The organism is Gemmiger sp. An194, from assembly GCF_002160145.1.
In the GTDB taxonomy this organism is placed as follows: Bacteria; Bacillota; Clostridia; order Oscillospirales; family Ruminococcaceae; genus Allofournierella.
Genome location: NZ_NFKA01000018.1, coordinates 26,880 through 48,420, shown reverse-complemented (window position 1 = coordinate 48,420; position 21,541 = coordinate 26,880). Strand labels below are relative to the sequence as shown.

The window sequence follows — 21,541 nt, the reverse complement described above, 5'->3', positions numbered from 1 at the left end:
ACGGCATATTGTCGTGCTTGCTCGCATTGTGCGCAGCACAATGCGTCCCGCCCAGCGCGGTACGCGGCCGGGCGGGAAAAGGCAGCTGAATTGAAGGGGCTGGCCGTGAGAAGAGAATGCTACCAGGGAAGGGAAAGCCCGTTTCGGAGAGCGTATTGCTCTGCCTTGTGTGCGAACCGGTAGTACCCGACACAGGAAGCCAAACTGACTTCAGCAGCACAGGCGATTACATGATGCAGAGAGAGCAATCTGAAAAAACGGTACAGGAAAGAAGAGGAGTGACTGATCGTGCCCAACCGGCAAATGTGAACCTGATCCACATCTCCGCTTTTTACATGGCGCATCATTTCACGGTAACCGGAACGATGCAGCCAGCCTCGACGGGTATCAATGCTCGTACCGACGATAGTGCAGTTTTGAAGATTAGCGCGCAGGCGCAGAAAATTCAGCTGATTCAGTGTGCCGAGTTCATCACCGGGAAGCCGCGCATAAAGCCAGACGCGAGGGGAAGATTTCGTGTTTTGTTGCATGGTTTACCTCAAAAAAATGGGGGTTCCATTACGAACCCCCAAGTTTATTGTTATAGAAAAAGTTGTAAAGTTTTCTCCAGGTCCGCATAGCTGGGGAACTGGATATTTTTGTGTATCAGGTAGGAAATGCTTTCGCTCCATTCCTCCAGGGAATACAATGAATGCTCCGGTTGCTTTAGCAGTTGTGCAAGATCACATAATGCCTGCCAGCGGCATTCTGAACGAAGTGAGAGATCGGAAATAAAGACTCCCTGAAGAGAAGCCAGCAAGTCTAACAATCCAATAGAAAACACTCCTTTACAGAGCGCTGGCCACAAGAACCAGACGCCCGTTTTCTTTTTGATAATCACAGGTAATGAGAAATAGATAAGGACCACTGCGCAGCAGATCTTCCTGATAAAAATATGCAGAATGAGCAATTGTGTTCAGCATCTCCTTTTCCTGTTCGGGTGTCTGCTTATTGAGCCACGCACGAATTGGAGAGTCGCTTCCGGAAACAATCAGACCTGCAAACAATTTGTAATAGCGAATGCCTGTGCGTGTTTCCCAGCGCACCAAAGAATTTGTTTCAAAAAGCTCCTTGCTTTTGTACTGGGCCAGATCGGCGAACATTGTACCGTCACGCATCAGGTGACCGTAAACAATAAAGTTTCCACTTGTGTTCATATCCGCATTTTCGTCGATAAAGAGCGTTCCGGAACTGGCCGGTTCGCCAAAGAAATCCGTGCGAAGATATTCTGTATTATCGTTTCCCTGAACTACTGGCCCGTCCACCGTTGTGCCCGGAATTGTAAGCCAGCCGACATAGTCCGGGTTTATGTCGAGCAGACCATGGGACCAGTCCCAGAATTCAGAATCGGCGTTACTCTCATAAATGGAAACCAAAGTATTGGCGGTATTTACTGTTTTCCAAGTGCGATAGGAGTTTGAACAAATCAGGATACTGGCACAAAGGCAGCAGCACATCAGGATGATTCGAATCAAAAATAATGCTCTATTCATGGTGTCGCTTTTGAGCGTAAAAGTGAACGCCCAGATAACCGAATCCGGTACCCAATGCAATGAAAATCAACTGCCGCTGTCCAATACTCTCATCGCCCATCTTCGGCATTTCATATACCGGATCAGGAGGAATGTACATGAAATATTGGGTGCCCATTTTGGGAGAATGATTGGAAGCGATATCGACTTCACTGGAAATTGTTGCGCCCCTTTCACTGGCTTGTTCCACCGGGAGATCTTCCGCAGCCCAGACCGGAAACGTGAATAAAGTGCAGGCTGCAAGCGTTGCAAGCAGACCGGCAAGATAAGTTTTGAGCTTCAACGAAATCCCTCCTTAATTTAAAACAGTAATTTTCAGTTGTGCTACGGCCTGTCCAACCGTGATGTTAGAGTCTACATCAAAAGCGGTAAAAACAGCGGTGGCTGCATAATCGCCCGGAGCAAGATCAATCTCCAGTTTGTCTTGCTGAATGTGGCTGTTCACTGGCATATAGCCGGAATCGTAAATTTCCTCGCCGGTGTCATCCAGCGTGATGATAACCTGCTGTGCGTATAAGTTCTGCGGCCCGTTCTCGATCTTAAGACTGCCGTTCGAATCGCCAGTGGGGAATACTGGATTTGCGTTAATCGAAATGCTCAGACTGCCTTCTGTGACGACCTCGTTGAGTGCAGCTTGGATCTCATCATTGCTTTTGTCCTCCAACTGCCCCAATTCTGCTTTAATCTGATTTTCCAGCTGCCGCACATCAGAATGAAAAATCTGAGGATTCATTTTGATCCAGACAATACAGCCAAGCAGCAGCACAATGATCAGGGGCAGAAGCACCAGAATGCGTTTGTTGGATGCTTTGGCGCGCGTTTCAGTGTTTTTCATACATACCTCACACAAAAAAGAACTCTTCCGGCAGATTTCTGCCGGAAGAGTCATCAGATCTTATCGGTTGCTGGTTACGCCATCGCCCGTGACCGTATTGGTTTCGCCGTCCGCAATACCAAAAGCGGGGGTCATGGTGTAGGTCACTTTGACCACGCTGGTGCAGCCGGAATCGTTGACATTGCCGCCGGCCATCTGGGCTTTCGCGGTAACGCCCAGAGTGGTTGCTTCCTCATCACTTACAGTGCCATCCTCGCCCAGCTGGGGAGCAGCCAGAAACCAACCGCGCTCAGTGATGTCGATGGGGGCACTGGCGGTGGACAGATCAATGGCAGATGCGTTGGAGATAGCGGTTTCGGGAGCCAGGCTCATGGCCAGTTCGCCACGCTTCATGTCGGCAGCTTTGGTGCTGGTATCAACCAAACGCCAGGTTGCAGGCTCAGCCTGAAGTTCGCTGACCTTCAGGGCCAGACCGGTGTCCTTGCCGCCTTCCTGAGAAGCACCCACAACAAAATCAGTACCGAAGTTCCATTCGCCATACACCAGATCACTGCTCAGGGGATGGTTGGGATCAATCGCGGTTACGGTTTCCTTCAGCGCATCACCCTCCAGAACACCGGCAACCTTGAAGTCCCACTTGCCATCAATGAAGATCACATAGCACTGACCGCTGGCGTTGATGTTTTTGTCGGTCAGCACCAGATAGTTTTCCGGCTCCTGCCAGTCGGGATTGGGGGTTTTGCCGTCCGACATGAAAGCGGGGTTGGAGTACCAGTAGGTGTACTTCTTTTCCCGGCTGTCGTAGCTGATGGAGAACAGGGTATCATCGCTGTGGTTCTCGTCGTAAATTTTCGCGTAATGGGTTACTTTGGTGATGTCCACGATGGTGGCGCTAGCACCGGAATTGCTGGTGGAGTAATTTTTCAACTGATAGGCATCAGAGTCGGGAGCAATGATGTTACCGGTGCCCCGGTAGCCGTACATGCAGACATACATGGGGACAGTTGCTTTCAGCTGATAGGTTGCCTTGGTGGCGATGGTCACTTCGTATTCCACACGGCCATCGTCGGTTTTGCCGGAAACTACTTCCTCGCTGGTGCTGCCGTCGGGGTCGAGACCGTTCTCGATGTTCACATAGAAATTGGTGCCCATGCTGGGATCAGCATTGGTGGCGGTGTCCACATCTTCCGATACGGTAGCGCCATCCTTGGTGCCGTGGTGATAGGTGTAGGTTCCGTCATCCTCAGCGCGGCAATCGCTCAGGGGAACGAACACCACTTCATCCGCACCTACAAAGTAAGCGCCGTAGTCCACGTTGCCCACATTGTACTCGCTGCCTTTGATGTAGGCGCTCGGAACGGCCTGCCAGCCGGTGCCGTCATCTCGGTCAGCGTAGATCACCTTGCCGTCCTGCACTTTGTAGAACGCTTTATTGCCCACCGGCGTGACCAGTTTGGTGGGGATCATGCTGTTGGGATGATTGGTGATGCTCATGTTCGGCTCTGTCATGTCCTCCATGGCATAGGCCGGGGAGGCGGCGATACCGAAGACCATAGTCAGGGCACAGATACCGCTCAGGGCTTTTTTCCAGGTGTTGGTGTTCTTGTTCATTGTGATTCGCTCCTTAAATATTTTTATTTTAATAACGCCAATTGCGTTACATCAGGGTTACAGCCGAAAAAGGCTGAACAATAAAAAATCCCCCTGAAAATCAGGGGGAGCGATGAAAGTATAGCTGGAATTACTTCTGCCCGATCACTGGAGTGGTGGGCTGACCGTCGATCACATCCCCAATCTCCACATCGGTTTCACCGGGAATGGTCACGCCATATTCTGCAATGGTGTAGGTCACGCGGGTAAGGAACGCTTCCTGCCGGTCATTGACGTTACCACCTGCCATGTTACAGAGCAGGGGAAGCGGCAGTACCGTGCCGACTTCGTTGCCGTCGGCATCCCGGCCCGGATCAATGATCCAGGGAGTGCGGGGTGTATTGTGCCCCATAACCAGCTGGGTGTCATCCAACTTTATGGATAGTTCACCGCGCTTCAGCTCGGATTGCAGTTTGTCTACGATGCTCCAGCCGTTGTTGGAAACATCAATATCGGTGATCTGGATTTTGCCGTTGGAGTAGTTGGTGATGCCGTAATTGGTCGGCTCCACCACCTCACCGTCACCGGCGTAGCCATACATGCAGACATACAGCGGCACTGTGGCACGCAATTGGAATCGCAGTTCCGGGTGGACGGTGATACTGCCCGCCACATAGCGCAGGCTGTAATTCTGTACCTGTTCACCCAGAGGATTTTCTACAGTAGTCACAGTCAGCGTTGCGTTCTGGCTGGCATCCTGGTTTACGGTAGCGGCATAGCCGGTTACCTTCCAGTGGTCAGTGCCCAGCTCGAAGCCGTGATACTGCTCACACCATTCGCAGGGGTAGATGCTCTGGTCATGCTCCAGGTCAAGATATTTGGCTGGACAGCCTGCAAACCAATCGGTTACCAGAGGGATGCTGTCATTTGTGTACTGTGTTTTCTTTGTGCCGTTTTCCTCGATCTCAGCTACCAGCGTGCTGCCGGTGCCATCGGCCAGGCTGATGGTGTTTTCGCTGCCTTTTTCCTTGACCAGCACCACGCTCTGTACGGTGTCGCCGTTCTTCAACGGCATATCCTTGTAGAGAACATCCGCATTGGAACCCAGTGCGGCATAGGTTTCTCCGTCATCCTCCAGCAAATCGAAGGTCACATGGGTTTCGGGGAGACTTTCGTCCTCTACATACCGGTCAGAATCCTCCACCGTGAGGCGGATTTCACGGGCGTATACCTCTTGGGTGCCATCCAGTACCGCAACAATGTAGTTGCTCAAAACCGAGTAGTTGGCTTCCGTCAGGCCGGTGTAGGTCAGCTTGTACACGCCGACTGGTGTTGTTTCGTCAACGATCAGACCGGGAGCGCCGAGAATGGAGAAATTGCTCTTGCCGTAGTCGGTGGTGAGGGTATCCGCGCCCTTCAGACCGTCCAGTTTCAGCCAGCAGCCTTCCGTGGCAGCGGTATTTGCCTTGTAGGGTACGGTATCATGCCAGGGCTTCCCGGCTTCGCCATAATCCACCGGCTGGCCGTACATGGTGCGGCTGCTGCTTACCTGAGCGGTGAGCGATGCGCGGTAAATTGCGCCGGAATAGATCTCCTGAGCAATGTAGTAGTTACCGTTGGGATCATTTACCAGACTGATGGGGTCGGTGCGGGTGATGGCGTTTTCTTCGAGCCGCAGGAAACGGTTCGGCAGGGTATGTCCGTTCCCATCCAAAGTTTCACCAGCCTCTGCTTTGCCATAAGTACCCGCATAGGTCTTCTTATCCACCCAGACTGCATCGCCCGCTACAATGTTGTCGATCAGGATGTCGCCAATGGTTGCATTGGTGGTCGCATCGTATGCCTTGATGTTCCGGGGACGGGTTGCATCCTCCAGATACAGGCTATGCACGGTAAGTGGTCTGGGCGTGATTTTGAAGATAGTGCGCACCCCGGTTCCATCATTCAGCCCGTGGACAGTGTACTGGTCAAACACAGCCGCATCCAGTTCTACACGTGCTGTGTAAGTGGAGGCATCAATGCACCCGGAATCCACATCTACTGGCCCTCGCGATAACTCGATCCCGCTGGCGTTGGTGTAACGTATTGTTGCATGGCTGCGTACCCAAGCTGGATCACCGCCCAGCACAGTGAATACGGCCTTGCTGGGGGTTCCGTCATAGACTTTTTCGGGATCAGGAGTTAGTAGTACGGTGATTTCCGGCTTGTTTTCCGTGACATTTTTGTTGATATCCAGCTCGCTGTACTGAATATCACTGCGGTTTGTGCGTTGGAAGTCCCGGCTGGTGAGCCATGCTTCATATACGTTCAGTGTAATGGTATCTGTGCGGTTGATATGATCTGTATTGATACTGCCACCGTCGCTCTTTTGAAGAATATAGGCAGTGACGGAATTAGTGTTCAACCGCAGTTCCTGCCAGCCGGTCAGTGCGGCAATGTCCACGATACCGGCATAACTGATGCCGTCTTTGGAACTCTTTTCCGGTACAAGTTCCATGCCACCAAGAGTGATGCTGCCTTTGATGCTGCCGGTGGGATGGCTCGACTGAATATCAGCACGAAGGTAGAGCTTGTTGTATGCGGTTGCATCGAAACCACGGCTCAGTGTTGCGTTGAAGCCATGGAAATGGTAGTAGTCGCCGGAAATACTGCCCGCATAATAACGCCCACGGTACTGTGTTCCACTGATTACTGTGCCGGTCAATGTACTGCCGCCGCTCAGGCCGGGGTAGCGGTTGCTTTCATTGTAGCCGCTCATGCCATCAGACCAGTCACTGGTGGAGGGAGTGCCGTTGTATTCATCGCGTGGCATCCAGTTGCTGCCGCTGTAGGTCCAACCGTTTGCACTGCCGTCATACAGGCGAAGTTTGAAACTGTCTGCGTTATCTTCCTCGCTGATGTACCAGCTGATGTCTTTGGGGTCTGCGTCTTTGCCATCGTAGGTTTTGAAGCTGATGTAATTCCGCAGAAAATCTTCCCAGTATTCCTTACCCAACAGGTTGCCGTTTCCTGTGCGGAAAATCACATAGTCGTTGGATACAAAATATCCGGTGATTCCATGAGGCCAACCACTGATCTGAATGGTGTTACCGGTGTTATGGCCTGGTTGATAGAAACTCAGCACTACGGTGCGCAGACCGTTTGGTGCAGAAATTTCAAGATTCGGAAAACGCCAGGTCGCGGGAAGACCTCCGGTACTGACTCCATCTTTGGGGTCAAGGGAGATGGTGTAATCCACAATCAGAGCAGCATCCGCACTGGTGACTTTTCCTTCATAGGCAGAAGCCCCTTGGCCATACGAATTTTGTGCAATGGCCCGGAAGAAGTAACGGGTGTTTCCAATGTCCATCTTGGTGTTTGCGTTGGTGATGGTCATGGTGCTGGTGATCTGCTGCCACCCGTTTTCGGTGGCCTTTGGGTTACTCAACCGGATATCAATGCTCAGGTTTGGTGCGTGTTTGCGAATAGCAGTGAGTGCGCCTTGGTCGATGGTTGTCTGCCAACTGCTGCCGTTCCACTGACTTGTGGCAAGAGTGGCTTCGCTGGTTTGATTGTCCGGTCGGTACACCCACTGAATGATGGGAACGCTGCGGCTGTCCAGAGCGGGTAAAAAGTCCACAGTGCTCGTATAGACTGCCTGATTTTTGCCGTTGTTCTGGCTGCCGAGGTTTGCAGGATACTTGATGCCGTAAGTGCCCGGCCACTGATCGGCAGGCAATGCATCGGTAATATCCCGATTATTGCTGGCCTTGGGGCGTACCCAGACGGTTTGGTCGCCGGTAATGCCGATTTTAATTTCCGGTTTCTTCACCGCCAACTTGCCACTGGTGGTTTCCCGCTCACCTTTTGGTGTTTTGTAGCAGATTCGGAACAATGTTCCGTCCAGACTCAAAGGCGCATTTTTTACAATCAGCTCACTTTGCACACCACTGGTGGTAACATCGCCGGTATCTACATATCCGCGGTGGTTCACTTCATATTCCAGCCCAGTCCCAACATTGATCCACTGCCCGCGCGGAGTCTTGTATTGCCATTGGATGTTGCTTGGATCGGAGCAATACTCCGGTTGATCGGTCAATACAGTGGCCACAAAACTGGCGCTTTGACCCACCCAAATCGTTTGATCGCCGGGGCCAAGTGCGCTGAAATCGAGCAATTTAAGCGGGATGGTTTCGGTGGTTTCCCAGTATGCGGTGCTGACCCGCACCACGATCTTTCCGTATTTGGTGACCTCGTTGCCATTTATGTCGTATACGCGGGCGGTTAAAACACCGTTTGTACCGTCATATACACAGGGCAAGTTCGAAATCACATACTTGTTATCGGAGTTGACGGAGCAGGTGTATTGCTCGCCGCTCTTCATGTACTTGGGGTTGTCACTGCCCAGCACCCTGACCGTATAACCGGCGTAAGAGGTGCTGGTGCCGAACAGGTCGTTCAGGTCGCCCACCACACGGGCCACGCCGGTGGTGCGGTTCATGTTTTTGTCGAAGACGGTTTCAATACCCTTGCTCTTATCGGTGCCCAGGTTCCAATCGCTGCCGCTGGTGTCAAACACGCTGGCAGCTCCATTCAGATCGACCTTGTACACATCCGCGTTCCAGTGGCCGGTAAAGTTCTTGATGGGTGTCCAATTGGCGGGCAGGGTGATGTCCTCGACCAGCATATAGCAGCCGTCCAGCGGATACCAGTAACTGCCGCCGTTCTGGAGTGCGGTCAGCACTTCATCTGCGTTGGCGCTGCTGATGCGCCGGACAAAGTGGGAATTCTCCTGTCCACCCTGATTGGCGGCACATATCTCGCACTGTTTACGCTGAGAGATATACATAACGCTGTTCGCAAACAGTCGGGACTCGCCCGCAGTTGCAGAGTTCGTCGGAAGATGCCCAATCTGATTCATCAGAAAGTTGCTGATGCCGCTCAAATAGAAGTTGTTGGTGCCGGTTTTACCACCGATTGTCCAGGTGTAGGGGTCTTCATAATACCCATACTCCGCAGCGCCCTTATTGGTGCCACTGTAATCCACCCAGATGGTGCCGAAAGCTGCCTGCTGGTTGGTGTGCGTCCAGGCGGCGGAGAAGGTTTGCCCAACAGAAAAAGAATAGGGGAAGTTGGTGGGGGTACGGTACTTCACATTGGCCGCTGCGGTGGCTGCATCCCAGCCGGTTTGCAGGATGTGCAGTTCTTCCGTGCCGTACTGGATGTTTTTGCCGTACTGCCCATGACTGCCGCCGGTGGAAAGAATCAGGCTGGGGGCATCGCTGGCAAGCACAGAACCGGAATTCACGTTGCCGCCGTTGGCACCCATCAGCTCGTTCATATACCAGTGGCCGGTGTTGGGAACCCAGCTGTTCAGGGCGTAATACCGGGTGGTGGTGTCGTTCGGGTCGATGCTGGATTCATCCAGATCGGTGCCGAAGGCATCGTAGTAGGCACCCGCGTATGCGTACAGGGTATCGTGGCCCACCATCATGCCGTAGCCCTGGGCGATGTAGTTCTTCAGCTCCCAGTAAGCCTTGCCGGAAATATCCGGTTCCTGGTCGGTGCAAACGCCCCAGGCAAAGCTATCCATGCGATAGTTGCCTTCCGCGTCTACCAGGTAGCGGGCGGGATCGCGGTTGAAGTTTTCGCAGTTGACAGTATAAATCTGGATATGGATGTTTTCATCCGTGGAGTTACTGAGCCAGCCGTTTGAAGAAACAGCTCCAAGGTAGCCTTTATAGATGGAGCCGGTGTCCGGGACGAAAGCATTCAGCATGGTGATTGCTTTCTTGTACTTGGTGCCGGAGGCGGATTCCACATAATGGCCGTCATCGTCAATGGTCAGGTTGGTATAGGCCGGGATGTCAATGGCAGTACCGGTGGAAGTCCACTTCTGGCCATTTTCCACAGGCCGGAAATAAACGGTCTTGCCGTACCACTCGGACAGCACTTCCAGCTTATCACCGTCAGTCAGGTCGAAGCCGCTATAAATGCGGGTGTTATCTTCGCCGCCAATGGGAAACCCGTTGGAGTCTAAGACATTAGCTGCAATTCTATCACTAAAACCATTTGGGCCTAAATAAGTCCAGTAGCGATTGGCTTGTTTTTGAGTGATCTTTCCTTCGTTCAGCCAGCCGGTCACGCGGTCGTAGGTGTCCTTGGTGATGTATTCGTAGCCATTGGTCAGGCCGGTAATCCACTGAGCATCGCTGGAGAGTTTCGGATTACCCGCTGCGCTAGCCGCAAGCGGTGCAATCCCAAAATCCACCTCGTCCATAGCAGGTGCGGCGATCTTCATGGTTGTCGAATACAGCACCTGCTCTTCTGCTTTCTCTTCCTCGGTCAGAGTAATGCCCTGTTCTTCCAGCAGCTTCGCGCAGAATTCCTTGTATTCGTCATCCAGAATCGTGACCACGCACCGGTAGCTGGTGTCGTAATCTTCTTCGGTAACGGTCAGATTATAGGTAGAGGCGGTCGCTCCATCAATATCCTGCCATGTGGCCGGTTCCGGCTGCGAGGCCTCTACCGCATCGCCAAATGTCCACTCGCCGTCCTGGAGTGTGCCGATGTGACGCTCTTCGTCCTTGTCAGCATACAGGACAATTCCATCTTCTCTCGCTTCAGCAGTAATTACGAAGCCGTCCAGAGCATAGTTGGGGGTCTTCCAGGCGATGCGCACATTGCTGCTGTCCGCCTCGATCTTGTCCAGCGCAGCGACGATGGCGAAATACAGCTCCATGCCCTGCCAGGTGGCATCCGGGTTTTCAGCCAGGGCTTCCGCCTCGCTCTTGTCCTCCAGTGGCCAGGAGTACCAGGTGGGTTCGTCTTCAGCGTAATCGGCCAGAGCAGTGTCAAACGCTTCCGGCTTGCCGGTGTACATCTTCTGCCACTGATATGCGACTTCCACATCCTCCCGGTTCAGTTCCACTGTCAGGGTAAGTTCGTCCCCCACGCTGGCCTCCAGCAAGTCGTTCTCTGGGGCAATGAGTTCCAAAGGTGCAGGAGTTGCCGTAGGCTCAGGGGTAGCGGAAGGTTCGGGAGTTGCCGAAGTTTCCGGCGTTGCCGTAGGAGTCGAAGAAGGTTCCGGGGTTGCGGAAGACTCCGGGGTGGGAGACCCTTCCGGTACTGCGGATTCCTCCGGAGTGGCAGAGACTTCCGGTTTCTCGGATTCTTCTGGCGCTGCGGTTGGAGCAGGAGTTCCTTCCGGTGCTGCCGAAGTCTCCGGCGATGCCGTGGGAGCAGAAGACTCTTCCGGCGCGGCAGACGGTTCCGGGATTGCCGAAGGTTCCGGCGCGGATGTGGCTTCAGGGGTTCCGGTGGAAATGCCTCCGCCGTCTGTTACAATGCTGCTTACATCATCCGCATAGACCACCGGCCCAAACGTGGGGGCCAGTGTACTGAGCAGCATTGCAACAGCCAGAACACCCGTTGCAATCCGCTGGATGATTGTTCTTTTGTGTTGCATAGTTTCCTCCATTCGGTATGCTTATTGAGAAAGTGTGTGCTTAAATCAATGGCAGCACCGCCTTTCAAAAAGTCTGTATATATAAAAAAGGGGCTGATGCGAAACACTTGGTTTGCATCAGCCCCTTTAGGACTGTGATTCAATTAAAACAGAAGGAAGTGCTTATCGATCAATTACTGGCCCATCAAAATCGGGACTATCAAACACGCCGCCGCCCTCAATGATAGTTCCGTTGTCAGCATCCACATATCCGCCCGGAATGGGGGTGGGAACCGGTGCAGGGGCAGGCTGTTCTGGTGCGGGAGTGGTGCCGCCACTGGAGCCACCGGTAGAAGGCGCACCGCCGGTAGAACCACTGCTGGAACCGCCGGTGACGGGAGAAGTGGAATTGCCAGTGCCTTCAGAACCGGAAGCTGCGGTGGAGCCGCCAGCAGGGGCAGCAGCCTTGTTGTTGACAGTGAGGGTATATTCAGCGGTCAGACCATTGTAGGTTGCGGTGATGGTGGCTTTGCCTGCCTTTTTGGCAGTTACCTTGCCCTCGCCGTCCACCGTTGCCACATCCTCGTCGCTGCTGGTAAAAGTGACCTGGCTCATGTCGGGGGCTGCTGCTTCGCTGGGGGTGGTGTACAGCTTCAGAGTGGTAGAGCCGCCCACGGTCAGGCTGCCGCTGGCCTTACCGAACTTAATGCCGTCCGGCGCGGTGGTCACGGTCACTTTGCAGCTGGCGGTGTATTCGCCCAGGGTGGCGGTGATTTCCGCTTCGCCGTCGGCTACGGCGGTCACAGTGCCGTCTTCGGCCACAGTCGCCACAGCTTCGTTGCTGCTGGTGTAGGCAACACCGTCTACCGGCTCGGTGCTTTCCGCAGGCACCGGTGCGGCGGTCAGTTTGGCGCTTTCCGTGCCGTTGATGGCAAGAGCCAGGGTTTCCTGATCCAGGGCAATGCCGGTAAGCGGCACGGTAACGGTCACTTTGCAGGTGTCGCTCAGGGTGCCGTCCGCACTGGTAACGGTGATGATGGCTTCGCCGCCCTGAGCAGCGGTCAGGGTGCCGTCTTCAGCAACGGTCACTGCCGGGCTATCGCTGGTGAGTTTCACACCGGCCTCGCTCTGTGCGGCAGCCTTTTTCTCGTCACTGGCATTCTCATTTTTGTAGGTATAGTTCACAGCCAGGTCAACGGGCTGGCCGACTTCAACGGTCATAGATTCCGGCACATCGATGCCGGTAACGGTGGTGCTGCATCCGGTCAGCATCATAACTGCGACCATGGCAGCGGACACGATAAGGATTCGTTTCATGGGGTGTTCCTCCTGTAATGAGTTTGCAGACAGTATAGCATGGGGGATAGTCTCTGTTAAGACTGCTGATCCGTTTGCTTGAGAAAGAAAAAGGCCGGTTTTGAACCGGCCTCTTCCTCGCTTGCATTTTAGAGGGCTGTGGGATATAATACAAATAGAAAGTGGTGCTGCCCGGTGACGGGTTAGTCCCTTATAGTGTTACGGAAATGACCGCAGCTTTGTCAGGGCGTGGCGGTCATTTCCGTTTTTTATCGTGTGTGACTGTCCAAACGATCTGAAAGGTCACAAAGACGGTTCCGCCAACCAGGGCGAAAAGGCCGAGGACATCTTGCAGTGTCATGGAAGTATCACCCCCTCTGCCAGAAAGCAGCGGGGAAAAACGGAGTTTTCGCCCCGCCGCCGCTGCAATGCGCAGCGTGCATTGGGACTAACCGCCTGCCGTATCCGGCAGCACCACCGGAATGATTGTAACAAAAAGCGCAGAGCTTGACAAGGCTGGTCAGGCTCCGCGCTTATTTCTTATGTGCGCAAAAGTTCAGAACGTTTTAGAGGAGATTCCGTATCATCGGGCATATGGTCAACCACATTTTCTTTTTCATTCATGTTGAGCAGTGCGTTCAGCTCGGCCAACCTCTTGCTTTTTTCAGCCAGTTCTTTTTCCTGTAAAAAAGGTTTTTTCAATTCCTCACGGGCATTTTCCAGCTGTTTATCCAGCTGTACCAAAGCGTCCCGGGTGCTTTCAATCCGTTTCGGCAGGGATGCTGCGGTGTTGGTGATACGAGTGATATTGCCAAGAGCATCCGCGCCTAATGCGGTTCTGTAGGTGCCTTCACCAGCCAGTTGCGCTTGAAACTCGTTGGTAAGAGGAAAATACAGGATTTGAAGTTGAAGCCCTTTGTAACTGCCGATTGTTACCGGCGAGTCGCTATCCATGGCCATACCCAAAAGTCCGAGTAATGCTTTACCGGCATCCTCTCGTTTCGTGTAGCTCTTTTCCATAAGCATAATGGAAAAAATCTCATTGCCGTCGTTATCCAGAAGGGTGTTGTTTTTCAAAGTTGTTTCATCCAAAGAGCAAGCGGAAAGAATTTCTCGTTTTCGCTGGATTTCAGCCGGAAACGCAATGGATATGGAATCCTCCAGCCGATACCGCTGGCTGATATATTGTGCCTTGAGGGTGCGTAATCTGGTGACTTGAATATCCAGATCCATCTTTTCTTTGATGGCGGGATTGCCTGCGGCCAGGGCTTTTACCTCTGCATAAGAAAGCGCGGCTTCATCCATGTCATCACAGGAGCGCGCAGGGCTTTTGCTGGTCATTATCTGACTGATGAAGCGTTGCTTGTTTTCAATCAGCTGCCAACTGTATGCATCGAATGTCGATTCGGTTACATAACGATAGATGGCTACTTCTTTATTTTCATTGCCCTGACGAACCATACGGCCTTCACGCTGTTCAATGTCCGACGGACGCCAAGGAACGTCCAGGTGATGCAGGGCAATGAGTTTTCGCTGCACATTGGTGCCTGCCCCCATCTTGGCGGTGCTTCCCATCAGGATGCGAACAGAACCGCTGCGCACCTTTCCGAACAGTTCAGCTTTTTTCGTTTCTGTGTTGGCATCGTGAATGAACTGAATCTCTTCCGGAGGAATACCTTTTGCGGTTAGTTTTTCACGAACATCGTGGTAGATGTTGAAAACACCAGCTTTTGGTGTGGAAAGATCACAGAAAATCAACTGCGTAGAACGGTTGGCTTTTGTCTTTTCCCAGATGGTGAATACCTGCTCCACGCAGGCATTCACTTTACTGCCGGGTTCATCCGGCAAGGATGGATCAATGAGCCGCTGGTCAAGGGCGAGCTTACGCCCATCGTTCGTGATGGCAAGCATATTGTCTACGGTGGGATCAACGTCACCGCTGCGCACTGCATCAGCCCGTTCTCCCAGTTTTGCGACCATATCCCGCTGAATGTCACTGGGTTTCAGCTGTATGTTTATGGGCTTACCGCCTTCCAGCGCGGGCACCGGCAGCTTGAGCATATCTGCGGTTTGAATATCGGCACATTCCTTGAACATACTCATAAGCTCCGGTAGGTTGTAGAACTTTGCGAATCGCGTCTTGGTACGATAACCCGTGCCTTCCGGAGCCAGCTCGATGGCGGTAACGGTTTCGCCGAAAGTAGATGCCCAGGCGTCAAAGTTGGCGAGGCCATTTCGTTCCAGGGTGTGTCGCTGTAGGTAACGCATCATGGTATACAGTTCGGTCATGCTGTTGGAGAGGGGAGTACCGGTAGCAAAGGTGATTCCACGCCCGCCGGTGATGTCATCCAGATACATACATTTCATCAGGAGATCACTGGCGCGCTGACTTTCGCTCTGGCTGATACCGGCCACATTACGCATTTTGGAAACGCACATCAAATTTTTGAACATATGTGCTTCGTCTACCATCAGGGAATCAACACCCAGTTCTTCAAAGGTGACAGCGTCATCCTTTCGCTCGGTGTCATTCAGCTTTGCGAGTCGCTTTTCCAGTTGTTTTCTGGTTCGTTCCATTTGTTTGACGGTGAAATTCTCTGCACGTTCCCGTTTCAGAGATGCAATCTGGTGGATTACATCATCGATTTGCTTTTGAAGGTACGTAGCCTGCCGCTCGGTGGACAGGGGAATCCGTTCAAATTGGCTGTGGCCGATTACGATAATATCGTAATTGCCAGTGGCGATGCGTCCGCAGAAGCGTTTGCGGTTTGCGCGTTCAAAGTCGCTTCGCTTGGCCACCAGAATGTTGGCGTTTGGATAGAGCAGCAGGGCCTCGGATGCAAGCTGTTCGGTCAAATGGTTGGGGACGCAGATCAGAGTCTTGCTGCAAAGTCCCAGCCGCTTTTTCTCCATGGCTGCGGCAACCATTTCGAAACTCTTTCCGGCTCCCACTACATGGCCCAAGAGCGTGTTGTTGCCATAAAGGATGTGAGCGACGGCGTTACGCTGATGGGGGCGCAAGGTGATTTCCGGATTCATGCCATGGAATTGAATATGACTACCGTCGTATTCACGGGGACGAATGCTGTTGAAACGCTCATTGTACAGCTGAACAAGCTGCTGGCGGCGGGTCTGATCTTTCCAGATCCACTCCCTGAACGCATCTTCGATCTGCTGCTGTTTTCCCTGTGCGGCCTGCGTTTCCTGTGCATTGAGTACCCGGCGTTCTGTTCCGTCTGCATCCCGGATGGTGTCGAAGATACGGATGGCGCGCAGATTCAGGCTTTCTTCCAGAATGTGATAGAAGTTGGCTCGATTGGTTCCGTAGGTGACGGTGGCTTTGATATTGCCGCCGGTGTTGCTTTTACCGGAAATATTCCAAACACCAGTGTACGGCACATAATGAACATCCACCAAACGGCGGGAGATCATGGGAGCGTCCACCAGTTCATCGGCAAACTGCTTGATGATAGAAGGGGCAATCCAGGTGGCACCCAGACGCACAGCAATCTCGCTGGCTTCCAGATCTTTGGGCTGAATCTGCTCCAGAGCCTGCACGTTGATTCGCAGGGATGGGTTGGATTCGGCGGCCAGTTTTGCGATGGCCAGCTTTTGACGCACATTGCCGGACAGGTAGGCATCTGCTGTGTGGTAAATTGGTGCTCCATCCGGAGTTCTTTGCATAGGGTCAACAAAGATGACACCTTTCAACTCATCCACAAGCTGTTGTTCACTTTTGCCGGTCAGCTGCATCATGTAGGGTAAATCGATTCCGGCCTTTTCACCAATAGACAGGGCAAGAGCATCGCTGGCGGTGTCCACATGATCGACAGGCTTCGCGCTGCGGATGGTGCGCTTTGTGAACATATCCGATTTGCCCCGCAGCTTGCCCTCTTCGTCAATATCCTCCAGAGAACAGAGCAGATAGTAGCTGCTATCGTCCTGAAAGGCGTGTGCAGAGCCACGGCTGTTGATCAGACCATATTGACGATGATAAGCGTCGTATTGGATGTTCAGTTGTTGCTGCAATTTGTGGATTACCTCATCGGGAAGATCGTCCATCTGAGCTTGCAGCAGCTGACGCACGGTATCTCGTAAGGAAATGAGCTGCCGGATGCGCTTTTCTGCGGTGGCACCGGGCTTGACTTCCTGCATCACAGAATTGGTGCGGAAATAAATTCTGTCATCTTTCAGCGTGTAGCTGAAGTTTCTCACATCCGGGTCTGCTTCGATTACATGAGCGTTTGCTTCAGTGACCTCTTCCAGGGAGGATTCGGCTTTGGTAAGAGTAGCAGAGAGATGGGAAAGGGCGCGATCCAGCTGCTCTTCCAGAGGAATTTCGGCATTTGGCACACAAGTTGGGGTGGGGCCGTAAGGTCCGCTTACCATTTGAATGGTGCCGCAAACCATTTCAGGATGTTGGGAGAAATAGCCGTTGATGGGGATGCCATCGACAGTCTCGCTTAGATGAATCCAGGGCTGATCCTCTTCCAGGATGCGATCGCGCTTTTGGAGAAAGAGAATATCGGCTACGGCCTCCGTACCAGCATTTTGTTTGAATGTGGTATTGGGGAGCCGGACCGCACCAATAAAGTCGCAGCGGGCGGCGATATAGCGACGCACCTCTTCGCTCTTTTTGTCCAATGTTCCGCTGGTGGTAATAAAGGCAATGAGGCCGCCGTTTCGTACCTTATCAATGGTTTTGGCCAGAAAATAATCATGGATGCGGAAATGGAGTTTGTCATACGCACGGTCGCTGACAGAGAAATCTCCGAAGGGGACGTTGCCGATTGCACAATCGAAAAAGCTATCAGGCAAATTCGCTTTTTCAAAACCGGTAACTTGAATTTTTGCTTTCTGATACAGCTGTTTGGAAATTCGTCCGGTCAGATCGTCCAGCTCTACACCATACAATTTTGCGCTGTGCAGGTCGAAACTGTTGGGTTTGTGTGCAAAAAAAGCACCGGTTCCCATGCTGGGTTCCAGAATATTGCCGCCCGTAACACCCATGCGCTCCAATGCACGATACATGCAGTGGATAACCTCAGGAGGGGTATAGAAGGCGGTCAGAGTGCTGCTGCGGGCAGACTGATATTCTGGCTCAGTGAGCAGGCTTTGCAGTTCTGTGTATTCCTGTGTCCAGTTGGATTTTTGAGGGTCAAAGGCATCTGCCAGACCACCCCAACCACAATATTTTGCCAGTATCGTTTGTTCCTCGCTGTTGGCAGGATCACCGCCTTTTGCTACCCGCTGTTCAATTGCTTTCAGGGTTCGGATCGCGGCTACGTTAGCGGCGTACTTTTCTTTCGGTGAGCCAGGCAGTTGCGGACGATATGGGGCAACATAGTTGATGGGCTCATAGACACGAGGCTCGGACAATGCCTTGGTATCCGCCATGACCTGCTCCACAAAAGGCGAATCCGATTCAGAGGGAGAGGATTCCATGTGCCCAGGAGCCGAAGGTTCGCCCTGTGTTACATCGTCGGGGGGAGCCAATAAATGTGCATTACGCTGGTCCAGTGCCAAAAGTCGGGCAAATTCCTCACGGGAGATTCCGCGACTGAACAAAGGCATGGACTGGTCCTGCAAATGAATATCGTGACGCCCGATATCTTGTATGAGAAATGGACTTCCATCTTCAAGATATACAATATCTCCGATCTCACAGGTGCGAACTTCTTCTGGGTTGGGGGGCGAAGTGGGATGATCGGAGTCAGCAGCGGGTTCTATGTCAGGGGGTTCCTGCATTTCCTGCTGGCTAAGCCATTGTGTATACTGGTTTTGTTCATCTGGGGTGAGGTAGCGGTTCTCCTGCACGAACTGTCCCAACCGCTGTGCCATCTCATTCCAGCTGAAATGGCGTTTCAGTCGCTGTTCACTGTTTTGCCATTGGATTTCAAATCCTTTGCTGTCATAGGAAAGCCAACCGTGGATGCCATCGGCAAAGTACCAGGAACGCCCGCCGATTCCATATTCTTTTTTCAGCCATGTGGCAGAATCTTTTATGGCAGGGGGGACTGGTTGAGAAAAATGCTGTTGAATTCGCATTTTCCCATGTTCAAAGCCGCTTCCATCGCACATGGCCCGGAAGATTTCGGCATCGGTTATCTTGCTTGCGCTGAGATCTTCCGTAGGAGCAGGGAGCGGAGAAAAGCTGGGGGGCATTTCTGCCTTTTCCATGAGGAAGGTTTGCTGTTCTGTATCGGGAAGCCCCAGATCCTGTACGATTTCCTCGGAAACATATCCTCGCCCGGTGCTTTCGGGCATAGAAAAAGCGGAGGGTGAAATTTCACTCTCCGCTGGTATGGGTGTATCTGTTACAGGGTGTGCAGCATCGGAAGAACCATTTCCTCCGCCTGTGCTTTCAGCTGGTTCATCCACTGTGTCCAGGTTACCGGATCGGTCTTCCGATTCGGTGCGCTGCTCTGAGCGGACAACTGTTGTATGGTCGCTTGCACCTGCTGGCGCGCGGTGTTGTCCATCTCGATCAGATGCGGGTACAACGTTCCCTGCAAGGTCATCAGATCGAAGGTCGCCGGTGCGTTCTGTTCCAGGAAGTTCCTGCGAATCATCCCGTACTTGCCCAGCGGCTGTGTCGGCTGGTTGCCCAGGATCAGATTGGGAATCAGGAATCCGTTGATATTCGTGTACTGGAAGTCCATTTGTGTTTGCCTCCTTTGCGCTGTATGACTGATTTCCTTTGACGGCTCTATTATGCGCGTCTTTTGACTCTCTTGCAACGCTGTCGATTTCCCGTACAATCTGGCCAATCTCTGCAAACAGGGGACGTGCAACCTGATTTACGGCACTGCCCAGCATGGTGGCCGATGCAATGGTATCAAAATCTTCGATGTCCAGAAAATCATCGGGAGAATCGTTTTCGTCTGCGATTCCGCATCGCTGGCAGGCCATATACAGCACACTGCGCTGTACCAGCTGTTCCAGTGTATGCTGCCTGTTTTCTTTGCTGCGCCATTCCAGAGAGCTGTCGGTCAGGTGTTTGTCCAGCGAATGAAAGAAAAGTGCGCGCCGCTGTGCAGTCAATTCGGCAGTTCGATTGGTGAGCAGTTCCAAAGGGGAACTGGCTTCATGACCATTCTGAAGAGCGGCGAAAAAAGCATCTCGATTCGAGTCTGAAATCTGCCAGGGCAGAGCTTCCGGTATTTGGGCACGGGCATAAGTATCCTCGAGGTCGAACACATATCGCAGGCGACTGCGATTGGCGGAAGTGTCCAGGATAGAAATGCCGCGACTGCCGCGTTTGACCCAGCGCTGGGCGTTTTTGTTCCAGTACTCGATGGTGGCAACGGCTTTCGCGGTGGGTCGCTGATGATAGATCAGCAGCTGGTTGGGAAAGGAATAGTTGTAGGTGTATGCTGCGGAATTTAAAAAGGCCCGCCAACTTTCCGTGCTTTGTGTCACACGTTCAATCAGCGAGCCTGCCAGGTCATGGATTTCTTGGTATTGGGGCATGGAGTATCGCTCCCTTCGATTTTGTGCCAAAAGAAAAAGGACTATTGCAAAGAGAAGGTCAATGCAATAGTCCAGAAATTGAGTTGCATGAAAAGAGAAAGATTATTCCAACAGCTGCTGTGCTCTGCGATGGATCTGATGTTCAATTAACCGCAGCCGACGTTCCGGCAGATTATAACGGGAGTGCTTTTTGAATTTGAATTCCAGCAGATGTCGCAATCCTTTTTTATGTTCCGGAGTTAGCACACTCTTTGCCGTGGAAACAAAATCATCGTATACGCAAGGAAAAAGAGTATTGGCATATGCTGTGAGAGTTTGATCGGACTGAAGATCGTCATTACCAGCGAAATTAAAAAGGGAGTTTCCATGATCGAACAAGGGGGCCGGAGATACAATTTGGTTTGTTTTATTATCAATCAGGAATCCAAAATTCCCATAATGGCGATCCACATTGAAGAGAAGGGCGTCCAGCACAAGCATATCATTCAAAACACGAACAAAAGAGGGACCGAGTTTTTCATAATAAGAGCGCACAGCAGACATACCGCCAGTGGTAACGATTCTACCGACGGGAAGAAATGCGTATTCTTTGCTTGTGAACAAGTCACAGGTAGAGCATAGTTCGCCTTCCCATTTGGAAAGTCCATAGGGGATAGCCGAAATGTTCATAATTTGAGCAATTTGGTACGCATAGAACTCCGAGTAGGGTTCGTTTCCGGTGTTGGATGCACCTCTGGTACCACCTTTGAATAATTTGATTGCTCCGCCGACTCTGCGCCAGCATTTTGGAAGCATGCCGTTGGTAGTAAATTCAGGGCAGGAAGCAAGTGAGGTGCGGATACTGCTTCCATAACCGGTAAAAGCGATAAGAGCAAGAATTTGGCTGAACCGATTTTCATATAGATTAAATTTAGAGAAAGTACCTGTGAATCCTTCCTCTACGACCCAGTAACAGTCGTTCAAAGATAATCCTTTGGATACCCTGATGATGCTCATAGGTCGATTAATGCTCAGACCGCATTTGCTCAGAAAATTATGAACATACGCTCGGTTTTTAGGGATCGTGCGGTGTTTCAGCCATTTGGTGATGCCTTCATTGGTCACTTGCAAATCCAGAGGGAAAAGATCCTTTTTCTGTTCGTTCGTCCATAAAATCTGGATTTCGGGAGAACTGCTGTCCTCCGTTGCTGAAAAACGGATGAGTGGAGTATCAAAATGTCGAATTTCATAACTCATACCAATCGGCCTCCGAGGTTTGCGTTGGGGGGATAGTTTGCTGTATATAATATTCAGAAAAGAACTTTGTTTATAGTGTACCATAGCTTCATGTTTTTTCAAAGAACAACATGG

The 21,541-nt window shown here is 52.1% G+C and carries 10 protein-coding genes; all 10 read right to left on the bottom strand.

The window, feature by feature from the left end:
• Positions 1-119 precede the first annotated feature (119 nt).
• Complete coding sequence (locus B5F28_RS14510; RefSeq protein ID WP_132587434.1) at positions 120-530, bottom strand: recombinase family protein; 411 nt, start codon at positions 528-530, stop codon at positions 120-122.
• Positions 531-827: 297 nt separating this feature from the next.
• Positions 828-1,514 (bottom strand): class B sortase, encoded by a 687-nt coding sequence (locus B5F28_RS11285; protein ID WP_158097586.1) that lies wholly within the window; start codon positions 1,512-1,514, stop codon positions 828-830.
• A 10-nt stretch (positions 1,515-1,524) separates the two neighbouring features.
• Complete coding sequence (locus B5F28_RS11280; RefSeq protein WP_087295991.1) at positions 1,525-1,854, bottom strand: hypothetical protein; 330 nt, start codon at positions 1,852-1,854, stop codon at positions 1,525-1,527.
• Between the two features lie 12 nt (positions 1,855-1,866).
• Positions 1,867-2,406 (bottom strand): hypothetical protein, encoded by a 540-nt coding sequence (locus B5F28_RS11275; RefSeq protein ID WP_087295990.1) that lies wholly within the window; start codon positions 2,404-2,406, stop codon positions 1,867-1,869.
• A gap of 60 nt (positions 2,407-2,466) precedes the next feature.
• Entirely contained in the window at positions 2,467-4,017 is a 1,551-nt protein-coding gene (locus B5F28_RS11270; protein WP_087295989.1) for a hypothetical protein, read from the bottom strand.
• A gap of 130 nt (positions 4,018-4,147) precedes the next feature.
• The gene (locus B5F28_RS11265; protein ID WP_143424733.1) at positions 4,148-11,443 is read right to left on the bottom strand and encodes a hypothetical protein; all 7,296 of its coding nucleotides are present in this window, start codon (positions 11,441-11,443) and stop codon (positions 4,148-4,150) included.
• 162 nt (positions 11,444-11,605) lie between these two features.
• Entirely contained in the window at positions 11,606-12,739 is a 1,134-nt protein-coding gene (locus B5F28_RS11260) for an Ig-like domain-containing protein (RefSeq protein ID WP_087295987.1), read from the bottom strand.
• Between the two features lie 519 nt (positions 12,740-13,258).
• Complete coding sequence (locus tag B5F28_RS11255) at positions 13,259-18,898, bottom strand: N-6 DNA methylase (protein WP_247643475.1); 5,640 nt, start codon at positions 18,896-18,898, stop codon at positions 13,259-13,261.
• Positions 18,899-19,035: 137 nt separating this feature from the next.
• Positions 19,036-19,380 carry a TnpV protein gene (locus tag B5F28_RS11250; RefSeq protein ID WP_087295985.1) on the bottom strand — a complete coding sequence of 115 codons (345 nt, stop codon included), beginning with the start codon at positions 19,378-19,380 and terminating at the stop codon, positions 19,036-19,038.
• Between the two features lie 913 nt (positions 19,381-20,293).
• Positions 20,294-21,427 carry a HipA domain-containing protein gene (locus B5F28_RS11240; protein ID WP_087295983.1) on the bottom strand — a complete coding sequence of 378 codons (1,134 nt, stop codon included), beginning with the start codon at positions 21,425-21,427 and terminating at the stop codon, positions 20,294-20,296.
• Positions 21,428-21,541 lie beyond the last annotated feature (114 nt).